General features: G+C 57.5%; 17 protein-coding genes and 1 pseudogene. 8 read left to right on the forward strand and 10 right to left on the reverse strand.

Annotated elements, in window-relative coordinates:
* Positions 1 to 36 precede the first annotated feature (36 nt).
* The gene (locus Q675_RS28055) at positions 37 to 348 is read right to left on the reverse strand and encodes an AzlD family protein (protein WP_011786320.1); all 312 of its coding nucleotides are present in this window, start codon (positions 346 to 348) and stop codon (positions 37 to 39) included.
* Complete coding sequence (locus tag Q675_RS28060; RefSeq protein ID WP_011786321.1) at positions 338 to 1084, reverse strand: AzlC family ABC transporter permease; 747 nt, start codon at positions 1082 to 1084, stop codon at positions 338 to 340. The genes Q675_RS28055 and Q675_RS28060 overlap by 11 nt, the downstream gene beginning before the upstream one ends.
* Positions 1085 to 1387: 303 nt before the next feature.
* Between Q675_RS28060 and Q675_RS28065 the strand changes: the two genes are divergently transcribed.
* Both Q675_RS28065 and Q675_RS28070 read left to right on the forward strand, forming a co-directional pair.
* Positions 1388 to 2485: a Leu/Phe/Val dehydrogenase gene (locus Q675_RS28065; protein ID WP_023011166.1), complete on the forward strand. Its 1098-nt coding sequence runs from the start codon at positions 1388 to 1390 to the stop codon at positions 2483 to 2485.
* Between the two features lie 90 nt (positions 2486 to 2575).
* The gene (locus Q675_RS28070; RefSeq protein ID WP_023011167.1) at positions 2576 to 3988 is read left to right on the forward strand and encodes a sodium-dependent transporter; all 1413 of its coding nucleotides are present in this window, start codon (positions 2576 to 2578) and stop codon (positions 3986 to 3988) included.
* A 7-nt stretch (positions 3989 to 3995) separates the two neighbouring features.
* On the opposite strand, the pseudogene Q675_RS38575 reads toward Q675_RS28070, so the two are convergent.
* The 3 genes and pseudogenes from Q675_RS38575 to Q675_RS28080 all read right to left on the reverse strand — a co-directional run.
* Positions 3996 to 4121, reverse strand: a pseudogene (locus tag Q675_RS38575) (NAD-dependent deacetylase); the annotation flags it as partial.
* A gap of 62 nt (positions 4122 to 4183) precedes the next feature.
* Positions 4184 to 4735, reverse strand: coding sequence for a DUF1415 domain-containing protein (locus tag Q675_RS28075; protein WP_023011168.1), 552 nt, complete (start codon positions 4733 to 4735; stop codon positions 4184 to 4186).
* Positions 4732 to 6318, reverse strand: a complete 1587-nt coding sequence (locus tag Q675_RS28080) for an ABC-F family ATPase (protein WP_022991486.1) — start codon at positions 6316 to 6318, stop codon at positions 4732 to 4734. Before Q675_RS28080 ends, Q675_RS28075 begins: the two co-directional genes overlap by 4 nt.
* A 180-nt stretch (positions 6319 to 6498) precedes the next feature.
* On the opposite strand from Q675_RS28080, the gene Q675_RS28090 reads away from it, so the two are divergent.
* Positions 6499 to 6777, forward strand: coding sequence for a peptidylprolyl isomerase (locus Q675_RS28090; RefSeq protein WP_008939100.1), 279 nt, complete (start codon positions 6499 to 6501; stop codon positions 6775 to 6777).
* A 57-nt stretch (positions 6778 to 6834) separates the two neighbouring features.
* On the opposite strand, the gene Q675_RS28095 is transcribed toward Q675_RS28090, so the two are convergent.
* Entirely contained in the window at positions 6835 to 7662 is an 828-nt protein-coding gene (locus tag Q675_RS28095) for a DUF2059 domain-containing protein (RefSeq protein WP_023011169.1), read from the reverse strand.
* 90 nt (positions 7663 to 7752) lie between these two features.
* On the opposite strand from Q675_RS28095, the gene Q675_RS28100 reads away from it, so the two are divergent.
* Positions 7753 to 8481, forward strand: a complete 729-nt coding sequence (locus Q675_RS28100) for a hypothetical protein (RefSeq protein WP_023011170.1) — start codon at positions 7753 to 7755, stop codon at positions 8479 to 8481.
* Between the two features lies 1 nt (position 8482).
* On the opposite strand, the gene Q675_RS28105 is transcribed toward Q675_RS28100, so the two are convergent.
* Positions 8483 to 9382: a LysR family transcriptional regulator gene (locus Q675_RS28105; protein ID WP_031211328.1), complete on the reverse strand. Its 900-nt coding sequence runs from the start codon at positions 9380 to 9382 to the stop codon at positions 8483 to 8485.
* A gap of 127 nt (positions 9383 to 9509) precedes the next feature.
* Here Q675_RS28105 and Q675_RS28110 point away from each other — a divergent pair, with 127 nt between their 5' ends.
* Positions 9510 to 9704 carry a hypothetical protein gene (locus Q675_RS28110; RefSeq protein ID WP_014422246.1) on the forward strand — a complete coding sequence of 65 codons (195 nt, stop codon included), beginning with the start codon at positions 9510 to 9512 and terminating at the stop codon, positions 9702 to 9704.
* Between the two features lie 86 nt (positions 9705 to 9790).
* Here Q675_RS28110 and Q675_RS28115 read toward each other — a convergent pair whose 3' ends face one another.
* Together Q675_RS28115 and Q675_RS28120 are read right to left on the reverse strand one after the other, a co-directional pair.
* Positions 9791 to 11473, reverse strand: a complete 1683-nt coding sequence (locus Q675_RS28115) for an AMP-binding protein (RefSeq protein WP_023011172.1) — start codon at positions 11471 to 11473, stop codon at positions 9791 to 9793.
* Positions 11474 to 11788: 315 nt separating this feature from the next.
* The gene (locus Q675_RS28120; protein ID WP_031211329.1) at positions 11789 to 12217 is read right to left on the reverse strand and encodes an Lrp/AsnC family transcriptional regulator; all 429 of its coding nucleotides are present in this window, start codon (positions 12215 to 12217) and stop codon (positions 11789 to 11791) included.
* A 115-nt stretch (positions 12218 to 12332) separates the two neighbouring features.
* Between Q675_RS28120 and Q675_RS28125 the strand changes: the two genes are divergently transcribed.
* Both Q675_RS28125 and Q675_RS28130 read left to right on the forward strand, forming a co-directional pair.
* Positions 12333 to 13433 carry an arginine N-succinyltransferase gene (locus tag Q675_RS28125; protein WP_023011174.1) on the forward strand — a complete coding sequence of 367 codons (1101 nt, stop codon included), beginning with the start codon at positions 12333 to 12335 and terminating at the stop codon, positions 13431 to 13433.
* Positions 13423 to 14223, forward strand: coding sequence for a DUF1338 domain-containing protein (locus Q675_RS28130; protein WP_023011175.1), 801 nt, complete (start codon positions 13423 to 13425; stop codon positions 14221 to 14223). The genes Q675_RS28125 and Q675_RS28130 overlap by 11 nt, the downstream gene beginning before the upstream one ends.
* 12 nt (positions 14224 to 14235) lie before the next feature.
* Here Q675_RS28130 and Q675_RS28135 read toward each other — a convergent pair whose 3' ends face one another.
* On the reverse strand, positions 14236 to 14895 hold the full coding sequence (locus Q675_RS28135) for a protein-L-isoaspartate(D-aspartate) O-methyltransferase (protein ID WP_023009156.1): 660 nt from the start codon (positions 14893 to 14895) through the stop codon (positions 14236 to 14238).
* A 176-nt stretch (positions 14896 to 15071) separates the two neighbouring features.
* Here Q675_RS28135 and Q675_RS28140 point away from each other — a divergent pair, with 176 nt between their 5' ends.
* Complete coding sequence (locus Q675_RS28140) at positions 15072 to 15737, forward strand: hypothetical protein (protein ID WP_023011176.1); 666 nt, start codon at positions 15072 to 15074, stop codon at positions 15735 to 15737.
* Positions 15738 to 15859: the final 122 nt, after the last annotated feature.

The raw sequence follows: 15859 nt of genomic DNA on the forward strand, positions 1-15859 counted from the left end.
AACTTGAGCAGTTTTTAACCGCGACCGCCAATAAACTCAGAGCCAATAACGAACCGTCGCGGCGGCCAGCAGGCCAATAGCGATAGCGGGAAGCGGCTTGTGTAGCACCAGCATGGCAACCGCCGTGGCCACCAGTGCCGCCAGCGCGCCCGGATCGCCGGCCACCGCCATGGGAACGATGATGGCGATCAGCACCGAGCTGGCCATGGTATTGATGAAACTCTCCACGCGCGGATTGATGCGTACAAACGACATCACAAACACACCGCCGAAACGGGTAATCAGAGTGACCAAGGTCATGATGGTGATCAGCGCCATCACGCCAAGGGTTGTGGTTTCAATGGTCACCGGTCACCTCCCGCTGGTTGTCCGCCACCGCGGATTTTGGTTCCAACCAGACCAAACCGACCAAACCACCGGCGATTGCGCCAACCACCACGTGCATATTGGGCGGCAGCCACTTCCAGGCGGCAAGGGAGGCTGCGCCGGCAACGCACCAGGCGACCAGCACCCGCGGGGACTTATTGCCTCCCAGTGCCATGGCCAGCAGGAAGCAACCCAACACCATATCCAGCCCGAAGGCTTTGGGGTTCTGTAACAAACCGCCGAAGTAGACGCCCAGGGCTGTACCAACAATCCAGGCCAGCCACAGCACCAGACCACCCCCGATAATCACTTCGAGGTTGCGCCTGCCATTCTGATAATCCTGGGCCGAGACCGCCCAGTTGGCATCTGTGAGCAACAACAAAAGCGCGTAGCGGTGTCCGGGCGAGACTTCTCTCAGCATCGGGTAAAGCGAGGCGCCCATCAGCAAGTGCCTGGAATTGATGGCAAAAACCACGGCGATCAAAGGCAGAACCGAAACATCGGCCCCCCAGATATCCACCGCCGCAAACTGCGAAGCGCCGGCAAACACGGTTGTGCTCATCAGAATCGACTGCAGCGGCGTCAGCCCTTCCTGAATGGCGGCCAGGCCAAAGGCAGCACCAAACGCCACCACAAAGAATGAGATGGGAAGCAGGCGGAAGAACTCGGATCGGACTTTCCGCGAATCAAACTGATAAGGATAGGAGGCGACAGACATCTGAAGAAGCTAAGCCGTATAGTGCAAAACGCGTATAGGTAGAAACCACCATTAAGCGTTTTTTTTCTTACCAGTGCTCAGGCAGTTAGATGATTAAATCAAACAAGTTCACAATTCCGCCGGCCGCCAAGGTTGACGTTCACGTAAACTTGCATTAGCTTGAATTTCGTCCGGCCCCAAAAGGGCAACCCGACCAATCCTTCGGGAGGACACCTGAAATCGACACCCTGGCCACAAGCCAGACCGACAAAAACAAGACAGAACCTGCCGCCGGGATCCGGCTGTGCGGGAGAGGATTTCAACATGCTGTTCAGCCATCCGGAGTTCGATCACCACGAACACCTGTCGTTTTTCTGCGATGCCGAAACCGGCCTCAAAGCCATTGTCGCTATTCACAACACCTCCCGCGGCCCCGCTTTAGGCGGTTGCCGAATGTTCCCTTACGCCAGTGATGAAGAAGCGCTGCGAGATGTGCTTCGCCTGTCCAGGGGAATGACCTACAAATCGGCCCTGGCCAATCTGGACCTGGGTGGTGGCAAATCCGTGATTATTGGCGATCCGCGCAAGCACAAAACACAAGCCCTGCTGGAGGCTATGGGCAAGCACCTGGAAAGCCTGGGAGGCCATTACATTGCGGCCGAAGACTCCGGCACCAGCGTGCCGGATCTGAAAGTGATGGGGCGCCATACCCGCCATGTGGCCGGCGTTGCCTACCGCACCGGATTCGATGGCAACCCCAGTAACGGAGACCCTTCTCCTGTTACCGCCTACGGCACCTTTGTTGGCCTCAAAGCGGCAGTAAAACACCGGCTCGGCAGCGATGACCTCACCGGCCTGAAAGTGGCCATCCAGGGCATCGGTAATGTCGGGTTCCGCCTGGCCCAACACCTGAAAGACGCCGGTGCTGAACTCTGGGTGAACGATATTCACGCCGACAACATGCAGCGGGCTGTCGACCAGCTCGGCGCACACGCCGCCTCAGCGGAAGACATACTGACCCTGCCCGTCGATGTCATCGCACCCTGCGCGATGGGCGCGGTGCTGAACGATCGCAGTATTCCTGCTATCCGTGCCGGCATTGTTGCAGGCGCTGCCAACAACCTGCTGGATCGCCCGGAACACGACGCAGCCCTGAAACAGCGGGGCATTCTTTACGCCCCGGACTTCGCGATTAACGCCGGCGGCATCATTGATGTGTTCTACGAACGCACCGGGGCCTCCCCGGACAAAGTGCGCGCCCACGTGGAAACCATCGGCGACACCCTGACCGAGATTTTTAACCGTTCTGACCGCACCGGGCTTCCCACCGGTGCAATCGCCAATGAACTGGCGGAAGAGCGGTTCACCAAGCATGCCGCGGGTGCTGGGCTGGCGCCCCAGCGGCTGTCTCGCACCGGATAACCTGACACCGGTGCTTCCCCTTGGGAGCCGCAGTCTCTGCGGCTCCATTTTTAACCCCAGAAACAACAACAAGACCTTCGGGAGAAAACCATGTCTGTCTCATCATCCGGTTCCGCTGCCTATTCCGGCAGCCTTGAGGGCTCCAATGCCCAGCGCGGGCTCTGGTCATCACGGCTCGCGTTCATTCTCGCGGCCACCGGTTCCGCTGTGGGCCTCGGAAACATCTGGAAATTCCCCTACGTAACCGGCGAAAACGGCGGTGGCGCCTTTGTGTTGGTGTACCTGCTGTGTATCGCCATCATCGGTATTCCCATCATGATGGCCGAAGTGATGATCGGCCGTCGTGGCGGCCACAGCCCGGTTAACAGCATCAAGGCCATTGCCCAGCGGGACGGACTGAACCCGGCTTGGAAACTGGTTGGCGCCGTGGGCATTCTTGCAGGCTTCCTGATTCTGTCGTTTTACTCGGTAATTGGTGGCTGGGCCATTTCCTACGTTGGCACCACCGCCAGCGGCCAGCTCTCCGGCCAGACCGCAGACGCCGTGGGTGCTATTTTCTCGGGTCTACTGAGCAATCCCGGCACCCTGTTGCTGTGGCACACCGTGTTCATGGCCCTGGTGATGCTGGTGGTGGCGAAAGGTGTGCGCTCCGGCCTGGAGCGGGCCGTCAGCATTCTGATGCCGGCACTGTTTGTACTGCTACTGATTGTGGTCGGCTACGCCATGACCACCGGCCACTTTGGCCAAGCGGCAGCCTTCCTGTTCCAGCCGGACTTCTCCAAGCTCACCACCTCTGGCGTACTGGTGGCACTGGGACACGCATTCTTTACTCTGAGCCTGGGTATGGCGGTGATGATGGCTTATGGCTCCTACCTGCCCAAGAAGATTTCCATCGCCAAAACCTCCATTACCGTCTCGGTGATTGATACCGGTGTCGCCCTGCTGGCCGGCCTCGCCATTTTCCCGATTGTCTTTGCCAACGGCCTCGAGCCCGGTGCTGGCCCTGGCCTGATTTTCCAGACCCTGCCCCTGGCCTTCGGTCAGATGCCCATGGGCTCACTGTTCGGCACCCTGTTCTTTGTACTTCTGATTTTCGCCGCCTGGACCTCTGGCATTTCCCTGCTGGAACCGATCGTTGAATGGCTGGAAGAACAAAAGGGCATGAACCGCACCGTCAGTACGCTGGCTGCCGGTGTGGTGTGCTGGGCTCTGGGTATTGCCTCTATTCTGTCGCTGAACCTGTGGGCGGATTTCGCACCACTGGGCTTCATCCCGATGCTGGAAGGCAAAACCATCTTCGACCTGCTGGACTTCTTCACCGCCAACATCCTGCTGCCGCTGGGCGGGCTACTGGTCGCGTTGATGGCGGGCTGGGTGATGTCGAAACCTGCCATGGAGAAGGAGCTGGCCCTGTCACCGGGTACATTCAACCTGTGGTTTGTCACCGTGCGCTTCATCACCCCGATTGCGGTGGGCGTGGTGTTCATCTACAACCTGATGTAAATAACGCTCACAACTGATCAAGGGAGGCCTTCAGGGTCTCCCCGATCCTCGCGTTCAGTTTCAGTTCCACCAGATCCTCGGCCCGGGTCCGCCCAAGATTCAGGGTGGCGATCGGCTTATTCCAGTCGTTGGCTGGAACTGAATGGGCGGGTTCGATGCTCAGTCATTTCCGTTACAACTCAGTGGCTCGGAATGTCAGGTTTCGGCGTCGGTGCACCGTTTCAGAATAGTACGCATCTTCTGCACACCGAGCTCATTCATCAACGCAATATTCCGGTCGGGAATACCATCTACGTCCGGATAGTGATCAATAGCCGCTTCCAGGCTTGCTTCCCGCAACAGGTGCAGCATGGGGTACGGTGATCGATTGGTGTAGTTTTCCGCGGCCTCTGCATCGGTGCCGGCGAACTGATAGTCCGGATGGAAACTGGCAACCTGAAAGACACCTTCCAGCTCCAGATAGCTCAGCAAGGCATCCGCGGCATCGAGAAATTCGTTGTAAGCGAGAAAATCCTGCAACACACCAGGATGGATCAACAACGTGGTTTCGACGTCCGGCTCGTCTTCCAGGCGCTGCAACTCTGACTGCAACGCCTGTAGCAGCTCATCCTCGTTCTCCGCCTCGCTGACGACAAAACGCACGCGGTTCTTGACCAACTCGCGCTTGGCGAAGGGGCAGAGATTGTAACCAACCACCACATCTTCAACCCATTGCCGGGTGGCGCTTACAACCTGTGGTTCATTCATAGGTAGCCCTGGCTCCGAAGATAATCGTCATAGGAGCCACTGAAGTCAGTCACTCCATCAGCTGTGAGCTCAATAATCCGCGTCGCCAGCGAGGAGACAAACTCGCGATCATGGCTTACGAAAATCAGCGTTCCCGGATAGTTCTCCAGCGCCAGGTTCAAAGCCTCGATAGACTCCATATCCAGGTGGTTGGTGGGCTCGTCCATCAGCATCACATTCGGTTTCTGCAGGATCAGTTTGCCGAACAGCATGCGGCCCTGCTCACCCCCCGAGATTACCTTTACAGACTTGCCAATATCATCACCGGAAAACAGCATCCGCCCCAGCGTACCGCGCACTAATTGTTCGCCGCCGGTGGTCCATTGCGCCATCCAGTCGGTGAGGGTCTCGTCGCGGGCAAAATCCGCGGTGTGGTCCTGGGCGAAATATCCAACCTCGGCACTGTCGGTCCACTTCACCTCGCCGGCATCCGGCTCATAAGCGCCAGCCAGGCATTGCAGGAGTGTGGTTTTACCAATCCCGTTCGGTCCAATAACAGCCACGCGTTCCCCCGCCTCAATCTGCAGATCCAGGTTTTTGAACAAGGGGCCTTCGTCGAAGCCCTTGGTCAGACCTTTCAGAGTCACGGCCTGACGATGCAGCTTCTTGCCCTGCTCGAAGCGGATAAAGGGACTCACGCGGCTTGAGGGCTTCACCTCTTCCAGCTGGATCTTGTCGATCTGACGGGCGCGAGAGGTGGCCTGTTTGGCCTTGGAGGCATTGGCCGAGAAGCGGCTGACAAACTGCTGCAGTTCGGCAATCTGGGCCTTCTTCTTGGCGTTATCTGACAGCATGCGCTCTCGGGCCTGGGTGGCGGCGGTCATGTATTCGTCGTAGTTGCCGGGGAACAGGCGCAGCTCACCATAATCCAGGTCCGCCATGTGGGTACATACACTGTTCAGAAAGTGACGGTCGTGAGAGATGATGATCATGGTGCTGTTGCGGGCCACCAGAATGTTTTCCAGCCAGCGGATGGTGTTGATGTCCAGGTGGTTGGTGGGCTCATCCAGCAACAGTACGTCGGGGTCAGAAAACAGAGCCTGTGCCAGCAGCACACGCAGTTTCCAGCCCGGCGCCAGAGCACTCATGGGGCCGTTGTGCTGCTCCAGAGGAATATCCAGGCCCAGCAGCAACTCACCGGCTCGGGATTCCGCGGTGTAGCCATCCATTTCGGCAAACTGTACTTCCAGGTCTGCCACGGCCATACCGTCTTCCTCACTCATCTCCGGCAGCGAATAAATGCGGTCCCGCTCCTTTTTCACATTCCAGAGTTCTTCGTGGCCCATAATCACAGTGTCCATCACTGAGCACTGTTCATAGGCAAACTGATCCTGACGGAGCTTACCCAGCCGGGTATTCGGTTCCAGCATAACCTGGCCCGCCGATGGCTCCAGATCACCACCCAGAATTTTCATCAGGGTGGATTTACCGCAACCATTCGCCCCGATCAGGCCGTAACGGTTGCCGTTGCCGAATTTGGTCGACACATTTTCAAACAGGGGCCGCGCCCCGAACTGCATGGTGAGATTGGCGGTGGAGATCAAGAAACAAACCTGTCGAAGTAGAGGCCGACGAGCGCCGGCGAAAAGAAAGCCGGCATTGTACAGGTTTGCACCAGAGACTGTGAGGCCGCAGAAACACGGACAAAAACCACTTGCCTCAGGGCGCCGCTGCGGGCAGCATTCCGGTCTGTGTTCCATTCACCCAACGACAGGAAATTGATCATGGCACAAGCAACCGCACGCCACATTCTGGTAGACAGTGAAGCCAAGTGTGAGGAACTGAAGAAAGCCATCGAAGGTGGCCAGGATTTCGCAGAAGTCGCCAAGCAGCACTCGTCCTGCCCTTCCGGCCGTAACGGCGGCGACCTGGGTTCTTTCGGGCCGGGCCAGATGGTTCCGGAGTTCGACAAAGCCGTTTTCAACAGCGAGCTCAATACTGTGATCGGCCCCATCAAGACCCAGTTTGGCTACCACCTGCTGGAAGTCACCAGCCGCAGCTGATCCGATGATTGGCCCGGCCGGTGTTCGGAATATCTCCGACGCCGGCCGGGGTGCGTCCTACTCCGATCCTGCCGGCGGTGCCATGAACCTCGATATCTGCCGTCCGATGCTTTCCACCGGCTCCATGATCGCCTGCTGAATACTGCTGGTCACAACCTGAGAAAACTGCTTACCGGCGGGGCTTTCGAGGAAGTCCAGATACAATGCCAGCTCCTGGGCGCTGATCTTGTCGTAGGTATAAAGATAGCTGTCGTAGACCTGCTGGCCGACCACACCCCGAAGCATTCCTCGCTGGTTTTCGATACGGCGCTCCAACTGCTCATAATGCATTGATTCGCTGCTGAGCGCCGACATGGCAGTGGCCAACCCCAACTGAACAGCAATGGTGGTATCCACCGCGCTTTCGGTTGCCCGGGCGGCCCGGTCGAATCGATCGAACATCTCGGCTTTGGGAGCGCCTTTGTACTTTCGATTCAATTCCGGCGCGCTGGCCTGAATCTGCGGCCAGGCTTCCGGCGCCGAGGCGGCAATCTCTGCGCTCGAAATTTTCCGGGCGACGGGTGTCTGGTACCACTCACTTACCGCCTGAAGCTGTTCGTCCGTGAGCTGTGCTTGCAGATCGGTAATGATCTGCTGCTCAATTTTGTCGGCGCTGAAACTGCTGCTCACGACATAGCCAACGGTATCCGCCACCATGGGCGGCACCTGACCGCGTTGTTTCAGCCCTTCCCGAATACCCTGGCTTAGCATCGCCGGGTATTGCTCAACAATGTCGTCAATCGGGGAGGCTTCGAGCACACTGGCGGCATCCGGGGCCGCCTGAGCTGAGCCCACGCCAAGCATGGCAACGACTAAAACAGGTTTAACTAGGGCCAATCGCTTCATTTACCTATCATCCTGGCTAATGCAATGACTCTCTTATGCCATGGGCCCAAGGCTGGCAGCAAGCAATCCAGGGGTTCAGGAGATGACAGTTTGGTAGGAATACGCAACAGGTCAGGCCGAAAGAAAAAGGGCCGCCATAAGGCTGAAAAAGCACGCTGGCTTCGCCTGGCCAAATGGTATGGGCCACCGGTGGCCGGCTTACTGATCGGGATCTGGGCCACGCTCCGCTTCAGCCTGCTGGCTCCGGATCCCCCGGCGAGACCGGAAAATCTTTGCGACATTTTCCGGGAGCATCCGGTCTGGTACGACTATGCCAGCGCGTCACAACAACGTTGGGGAACCCCCATTGCCACCCAGATGGCCTTTGTCTATTACGAATCATCGTTTCGAAGCCATGCCAGACCACCGCGTACCCGGCTATGGGGTCTGATTCCGTGGGCAAGACCAACCACAGCCTTCGGTTACGCTCAGGCCCTTGATCCAGCCTGGCAGGAATACCTGGCAGCAAACGATGGTGACTGGCTGACGGTGCGCAGCGATATGAAGTACGCCCTGGATTTCGTCGGCTGGTATAACCGCCTGAGCCACCAGCAACTGGGTATCCCCTATACCGCCCCGAGGGAACTGTACCTGGCCTACCATGAAGGCAGAACCGGCTATGCCCGGCGCTCCTTCGACCGCAAGCCGCAGCTTCAGGCCCTGGCCAGCCGGGTCCGAGCCAGGGCTTACCGCTACCACAACCAGTTGCAGCGGTGCGAAGCGGAGTTCCAGTGCTGGCGCTGGTACCAGTTCTGGCCGTTCTGCTCGGCTGAAGACTGAGCTACAGGGCTCCCGAAATCTCGATCACCGACTCCAGACCCTGCAAGCGATCTACCAGAAACTCCATGACCATTCTGACCCGGGCCATCTGCTGGGTATCCTGGTTTACATGGAGCCAGAGGTCGATGCTTTCGCCCTCCAGAGGATCGGACAGCCGCCGCAATTCCCTCGTGGCGTCGCCCAGGTAACAGGGCAGCACCGCCAGGCCTGCCCCGGCCCGGGCAAGGGCATGCATGGACTGCAGGCTATTGCAGCGAATCACCGACGTGACATTTTTCAGCTGTTTGCGGTACCAACGCCCCGTTGCCAGGTGGCTGAAGGATTCGTCTGGCAGTATCCAGGTACAGCCTTCCGGCTGATTCTCAATATCCATGTTCCGGTGCCGGCGGCAGTATTTTGCTGCGCCATAGACCGCGGATTCGATTGCGGCAATCCGTTCACCCTCCAGCGTTGCCTGGGGCTTGTTCTCCGGCCGAAGGGTAAGGTCGGCTTCCCGGTGGCTGAGATTAGCCACATCGTTATCGGTGAGAACTTCCAGCTCAATCTCGGGATAGGTGCGCACCATCTCGGCCAGAATCGGGCTGAGCAGTTCATTCATCATCACGTCTTCGGCGGCCACACGAACCTTGCCAACCGGTGCGGAATCATCCCCCACCAGTTTGCGTTCAAGGTTTTCCATATCGGTAGCCAGCCGTTCAGCCTCCCGAAAGGCCATTTCTCCCACGGGTGTGAGCTGCAATCCGCTCTGGTTACGCTCAAAAAACTGCACCCCCAGCGACTCTTCCATCTGATCAAGTCGCCGTAAAACAGTCGTTTGGTGAACGCCCAGAATTTCACCGGCTTTTGCAAGCGTTCCGCCTATTGCAAGGGCCCTTATATATCGAAGATAATCCCAGTCCATAATCACTGCATATTTGCAACAAGGGTACGGATTTTAACGTATTCAAGCTGCAAAAAAGAATCCTTAGAATTGAACGTAAATTAAAGATAGATCGCTAACAATCCACCAGATGAAGGAGGAAGGCGCTATGACTCAGAACCATATCGCAACCGTTAAACCGCTGCCGTCCAGTATCCTCCACAACAGTACTGAGGTCAGGCGCCAGTATACCCGCGCTGCCGCAAGGCAGGCGATGCAGTTTATCAGCCGCAAGGTGCGAATTTTCAATCGCAAGGCGGTAGCCGTGGCGCAGGATATGCCCCAGGTTCAGGGCGGCCACTAAAACAGACTGCACGCCTTTCGGGGTTGCTGAATAAAAAACGCCGGCATGTTTCCATGCCGGCGTTTTTTTTGTTCGGTGATACCTGGTCAGAATTCCCAGATCACCTTGCGTTTCTGCTCGAACCATTCGTTCATCTTGCGGTTGTAGAAATCCTCGATGACATTGCGCTTGATCTTCATGGTGGGTGTGAGCATACCGTTTTCCATGGTCCAGGGTTCACGAACCACAACCACAAACGCCACCTTTTCGTGGGACTCGCATTCCGCATTCACGGAATCCAGTTCATCTGCCAGCTCCTGTTCCAGTTCGCTGCGACTGCCTCCCCGCTCCAGTTCATCGCGGGCTTCCTCGGAAAGCAGAACCATCAGGCACGGCTGGGGCTGGTTGGCACCGGCCACACACACCACTTCCGCCTTGGGGTGATTGAACCGGTTCTCGATAGGCACCGGCACCACGTATTTCCCCTTTGAGGTTTTGAACAGGTCTTTAACCCGCCCGGTAATGCGCAGGCATCCATCATGGTCAATTTCACCCATGTCACCGGTTTTGAGAAAACCGTCATCCGTCAGGTCTTCCCGGGTTTTTTCCTCGTTCTTGTAATAACCGAGCATCTGGCCCGGGCTCCTCACCTGAACCTCGCCTCCTTCCCCGATCCGATGCTCAACACCCGGGTTGGCCATACCAACGGTGCCCACCTTGGCCTGGCCCGGACGGTTGGCATGGGAATAGCCGAAGTTCTCCGACATACCGTAGACCTCCAGCAACTCCAGACCAAGGCTTCGGTACCAGCCGATGATCTCCGCCGAGAGCGGAGCTGCACCGGTGAGTGCCGCCCGGCAATGATCCAGCCCCAGCTGTTTGAGCACCTTTTTCTTAACCAGCGTGTTCAGAATGGGGATATTGAACAGCAGTTTCTGCTTCTTGGGCGGCAACTTCGCATTCACCCCCAGGTAGAATTTCATCCACAGGCGAGGCACCGAGAAAAACAGGGTTGGCCGGGCCCGCTGCAGATCCTCCTGGAAGGTATCCAGCGAGTTGGCAAAGTACAGATGGAAACCGTAATACAGTGACTGGGTCTCCACCGCCGCCCGTTCGGCCACATGGGCCAGGGGGAGATAGGACAACATACGTTCGCTGGCCGATACGGGGAATAGCTGCTGCAGCCCGTCGGCAACCGAGATCATGGTCCGGAAGCTGTGCATCACGCCTTTCGGCCGCCCGGTACTGCCAGAGGTGTAAACAATGGTGGCCAGATCATCAGGATCGGGCAGTTTCGGTATCGCCGGGGACTGTTCGGCGATAATGTCCTGCCATTTGGGCGTGTCGCCCCGAGGCGATAGCGGCAGCGAGATAATCGGTAATTGCTCGGGAATATGGCCCTTGATGTCATGCCAGCCATCGGCCGTGCCATCGAGTTTGCCGAGAAACAGCATCTGAGTTTCACTGTGGTCCAGAATATAGGCTGCGGTCTCGCCATTCAGAGTTGGATAGAGCGGTACGCTGACGTGCCCTGCTGCCCAGATGGCCAGATCGGACAGAATCCAGTGGGCGCTGTTTTTGCCCAGAATCCCGATATTGCTTCGCTGAGGCAACCCCAGCGTGTTCAGGTGGGCGGCCATGCGCGACACCTGGTCGGCGGCTTCACGCCAGGTAATATCTTCAACACGCCCGTCTGGGTAGGGCTGGGTCAAAAAAACGTTGTCGGGAGTATGCTCTGCCCAGTAATAAAGGCAATGCAGTGAAGTCTGCTTGTTCGGGTCTACGGCCATTGTGCGTCCTTGTTATTGTTTTCTTCCTCTCCATACTAGCCAACTTTCCGACTCCCTCAATAGCAATAACAATCCCGGTGATTGGCCGTTTAGCTCGAATCTGAGACCTGTCACTCAAAATACTTCGTGACATCCGTCAAGTCTGGTCTAGATTGAAAGTTGCAGCGTAAAGATTGTCATCACCTCAGGAGGTCGTTATGAAATCGTCAACGCGCTCTGTTCTGATCTTTCCGGCCTGGGCCCTGATTCTGGTCGGTTCCGGTGCCTTCCTCTACAGCGCCTGGGCAGGCATGCTCGGCTCCTGACCGTCAAACGCTAACGTTTGAAGCGGGTTTCCAGCACGACGGCTGAATTGGTTCGTTCGACGCCTTCGAGATTGCCGATGTCGTCCAGCACCTTACTTAACTCCTCCAGAGTACGGGCCTGGACAATCGCTATAAGGTCATATTCCCCGCTCACGGCAAATAACTGTGCCACCTGGCTGATACGCTCCAGTTCCGTGTTGGTTCGGGCGGTCAGCTTCTGCCGGACCTTGATAGACACGTGGGCTTCCACCTGCCCTTGCAGATAATCCCCTCCCAGAATCACTGAATAGCCGCGAATGACGCCGCTGGCCTCCAGCCTGGCAATGCGATTCTGAATCGTTGATCGGGACACGTGCAGTGCTTTGGCCAGTTCGGTCACACTCGTACGGGCATTGCGCCGGAGCAGAGCAAGCAGTTTCTGATCGCGACTTTCTGTCATTTTGATCCCCAAACTTATCATTTCAACAAAACAATAGATCATTTCGAACATTCTGACACTGCAAACCGGCGGCTTACGCACTCATACTGATAAAAAACAATTTTGAGGTGCCGCCATGATTATTCGCCCGGTTCGTCATGACGACCTGAACGATCTGTACGAGATAGCCTGCGAGTCCGGCCCGGGATTTACTTCCCTGATGCCGGACAAAGACCGGCTATCCCGAAAAATTGAGGGCTCAATTCGCAGCTTCCGCTCACAGGCCGTCGACCACAGCGAACAACGCTACCTGTTTGTGCTTGAAGAGGAGACTTCCGGGCAGATCATGGGCACAACCGGCATTACCTCTGGAACCGGCCGGTCGCAACCGCTTTACCATTTTCGCCACAGCACCCTCACTCATCACTCCAGAGAGTTGGGGCTACGGCGCTCCGTGGGCGCGCTCACCCGCTGCGTGCACTACCGGAACTGTACGGAGTTCTGCTCACTGTATCTGCGCCCGGCTTTTCGCCGCGCCAATGCCGGCAAATTACTCTCCAAAGTCCGCTTCGCCTTTATCGCCCAACATCTGGACCGCTTTCCGAACCTGGCCATTGCCCAGATGCGGGGTGTGGCCGATGAACTCGGCCAGTCGCCCTTCTGGGACTGGCTGCGGGATCACTTTATTGATCTGGAGTTCAGCCATGTCACGCAACTGGCGGGTGCTGGTTCACTGGACTTCGTCGAGGACCTGATGCCTTCATTACCTCTCTATACTCATTTAATGAGCAATCCGGCCCGGGCTGTCATCGGTCAGGTGCATCCGGACACCAGGCCCGCGCTGGCCATGCTCAAGGCAGAGGGATTCCGCCATCGGGGAATGGTGGATCTGTTCGACGCCGGCCCCACCGTTGAATGCCGGACAGATGACATCCGCAGTGTCCGGGAAGCTGCACTGATGTCGGCAGAGATCAGCACAACCGGAAACCAACACCTTACAGACACAGGCCGCCCGGTCCTTGTGACTAATACCGGGCTCGAGGACTTTCGCGCGATGGTAGTGAATACAGACACTCACGCCCTGGCCAGCGGCCGGATCGAGCTTTCAACCAAGCAAGCCGATGCGCTGGACCTCAGTTTGGGCGCATCAGTACGAGCCCTGCCCCTGGGCCAGCAAGCCATTCCGGCGGCCTCAATCCATGTCACAGATTCTGCGGAGGTTCACTATGCACTCTGACGTCGACACCCTGTTTCGCGCGCTCTGGGAAGACTACCGGGCCGTAACACCTTCGGCAGACCGCATTCATGCCCTGCTGGCCGAGCGCGAGAACACCGCCATCGTCAATGATCATATCGCCCTGAGAACCTTCAACCTGGCGCCGGTGGGTCTGGACACCCTGGCTGCGCATTTCCTGGCTTTAGGTTACCAACCCGGTGGCGAATACCATTTTGAAGCCAAGAAGCTCTATGCCCGGCATTACGAGCACCCGGACCCAGAGGTGCCAAAAGTGTTTATCTCCGAACTGCTGGTCGAACAATGCTCAGACCAGCTGCAAGCGGTGGTGCAGGGTCTGGTAGACCAGATCGACCCGAAAAGAGTGCAGGCTGATGACTTTCTCTACTCAGGTCGACACTGGCATCTGGATTACTCAACCTATCGACAGTTGCTTGAGGAAAGTGAATACGCCGGCTGGCTGGCAGCCTGGGGCTATCGCGCCAACCACTTTACCGTGAGCATAAACCACCTGGACACGATTCACTCGGTACCAGACATCAACACGCTGCTGAAAGAACAGGGTTTTTCCGTGAATGCCAGTGGTGGAGAAGTGAAAGGTTCACCGCAGGACTGCCTGGAACAGTCGTCCACTATGGCCGACCGTGTTACCGCGCACTTTACCGACCAGGACGCAGTCATTCCGAGCTGCTTTTACGAATTTGCCAAGCGCTACCCAATGGCCAACGGCAAACTCTATAGCGGTTTTGTTGCCGCCTCCGCCGATCGGATTTTCGAGAGCACCCATAGTTAAACCAGGGAAGGCTTAAGGCCAGCCTTCCTCACCCAGCAGCGGGACAAAGCGTACATCGCCGTAGCTCGCCTGCTCATACTCGGAATCCGACAGCCGGGTGATGCAGAGCAGTTGCTGAAGGCCGCCCTCTGTGCCCACCGGAATCACCAGCCGCCCGCCGACCGCCAGTTGTTGCTTGAGGGCCGCTGGCACCGCAGGGGCTCCGGCAGCCACGCAGATGCCATCAAATGGTGCTGCCTCTGGCCAGCCTAACGTACCGTCTGCGCATTTCACATGCACCTGGGTGAAGCCTGTTCGGTCCAGATTTTTGCGCGCCTGGGCCGCCAGTTCCGGAATACGCTCAATGGAAAAAACTTCCAGAGCGAGACTGGCCAGGACGGCGGCGGCGTAGCCCGAACCGGTGCCAATATCGAGCACTCGCTCGCGGCCCTTGAGACACAGAGCTTCTGCCATCAGGGCAACGATGTAAGGCTGAGAAATGGTCTGACCCTGGCCAATGGGTACCGGGTGGTCCTCATAAGCCTCGAAGCGCAGATGTTCGGGAACAAACTGCTCTCTGGGCACACGCTCCATGGCCTCCAGCACCCGTCCATCGGAAATACCCCGAGGCACCAGCTGGCACCGGACCATGGCCCGTCGCATATCACTCAGATCCTGTCCGTCTTTGTTCATAAGGTGTCCCTCCTCATGCTTACCTGTCGTTACAAAGGCATAACTTTTTTACAACAGTGCGAACACCCGGGACTGACTACTTTTTAACCACAGGTTACTCCTGATGCCGACACAGGAGAACCAGACAACAACAAAAAGATCAGGGCCCATAAACCGGCCCGAATGGAGCGCAGACCATGTCAACATCCGTGGATCATCTTCAGGAACGTACCCAGGACGCCAGCGACCTGCTAACGGACATCGTACCCTCGGCCATTACGCTCGCCACCATGCTACGCCACCGGAAAATGGCGGCCTGGTTGCGGGAAGAATTTGATGGCTACACCGACAAGGACAAGGCCCCGCCCTACCGACGCGATCTGCCCGGTCACATTGTTGCAAAATCACCCCAGTACGGCTGGATTCCAGCGCCGGTGGATGAGCGCCAGACCGCGGAATACGGTCACCTGGACCTTCCGGAGGGCATCAAGTCCCTGGAGCAGGTGTGCCTGAACTGCAAGAAAGGCAATGGTCATCGGGCGTTGCTGGACAAAGACGACATGGCCCATGTGCAAAAGCAAATCAACCTCAAGGCGGAACTGGCGATCAATCTCAGCCGTGAAGTTTACTGCCGCCTGCTGCGCACCATCCGCTCGGCGATCTACCTGTGGACAGAGTCCCTGGCCGACGCCGGCATGACCGGGGAACACAATCATTACAGCCCGGAAGAACGTAAGACCGTGGAGCACCTGGACACCCCTGAGGCTTTCTGGCGCCAGGCCATAGAACAGGTGGATGAACTGCCCGTGCCCGATGTCAGGGAACTGGGTTTCCTTGAACGTATGTTTGGGCGCGCTGGCTAAGCCCCAGCCATTGCCGCCCGCAGCCTCGGGCGGCAGAAGCCAACCGCGCTTTGCCCCTACCGGGATTGAACGATCAGGCTATACTGCCGTCAGATAGACTGCCCAGGCATTACGGACACCGC

The organism is Marinobacter sp. EN3 (assembly GCF_000475315.1).
Taxonomy (GTDB): domain Bacteria; phylum Pseudomonadota; class Gammaproteobacteria; order Pseudomonadales; family Oleiphilaceae; genus Marinobacter; species Marinobacter nauticus.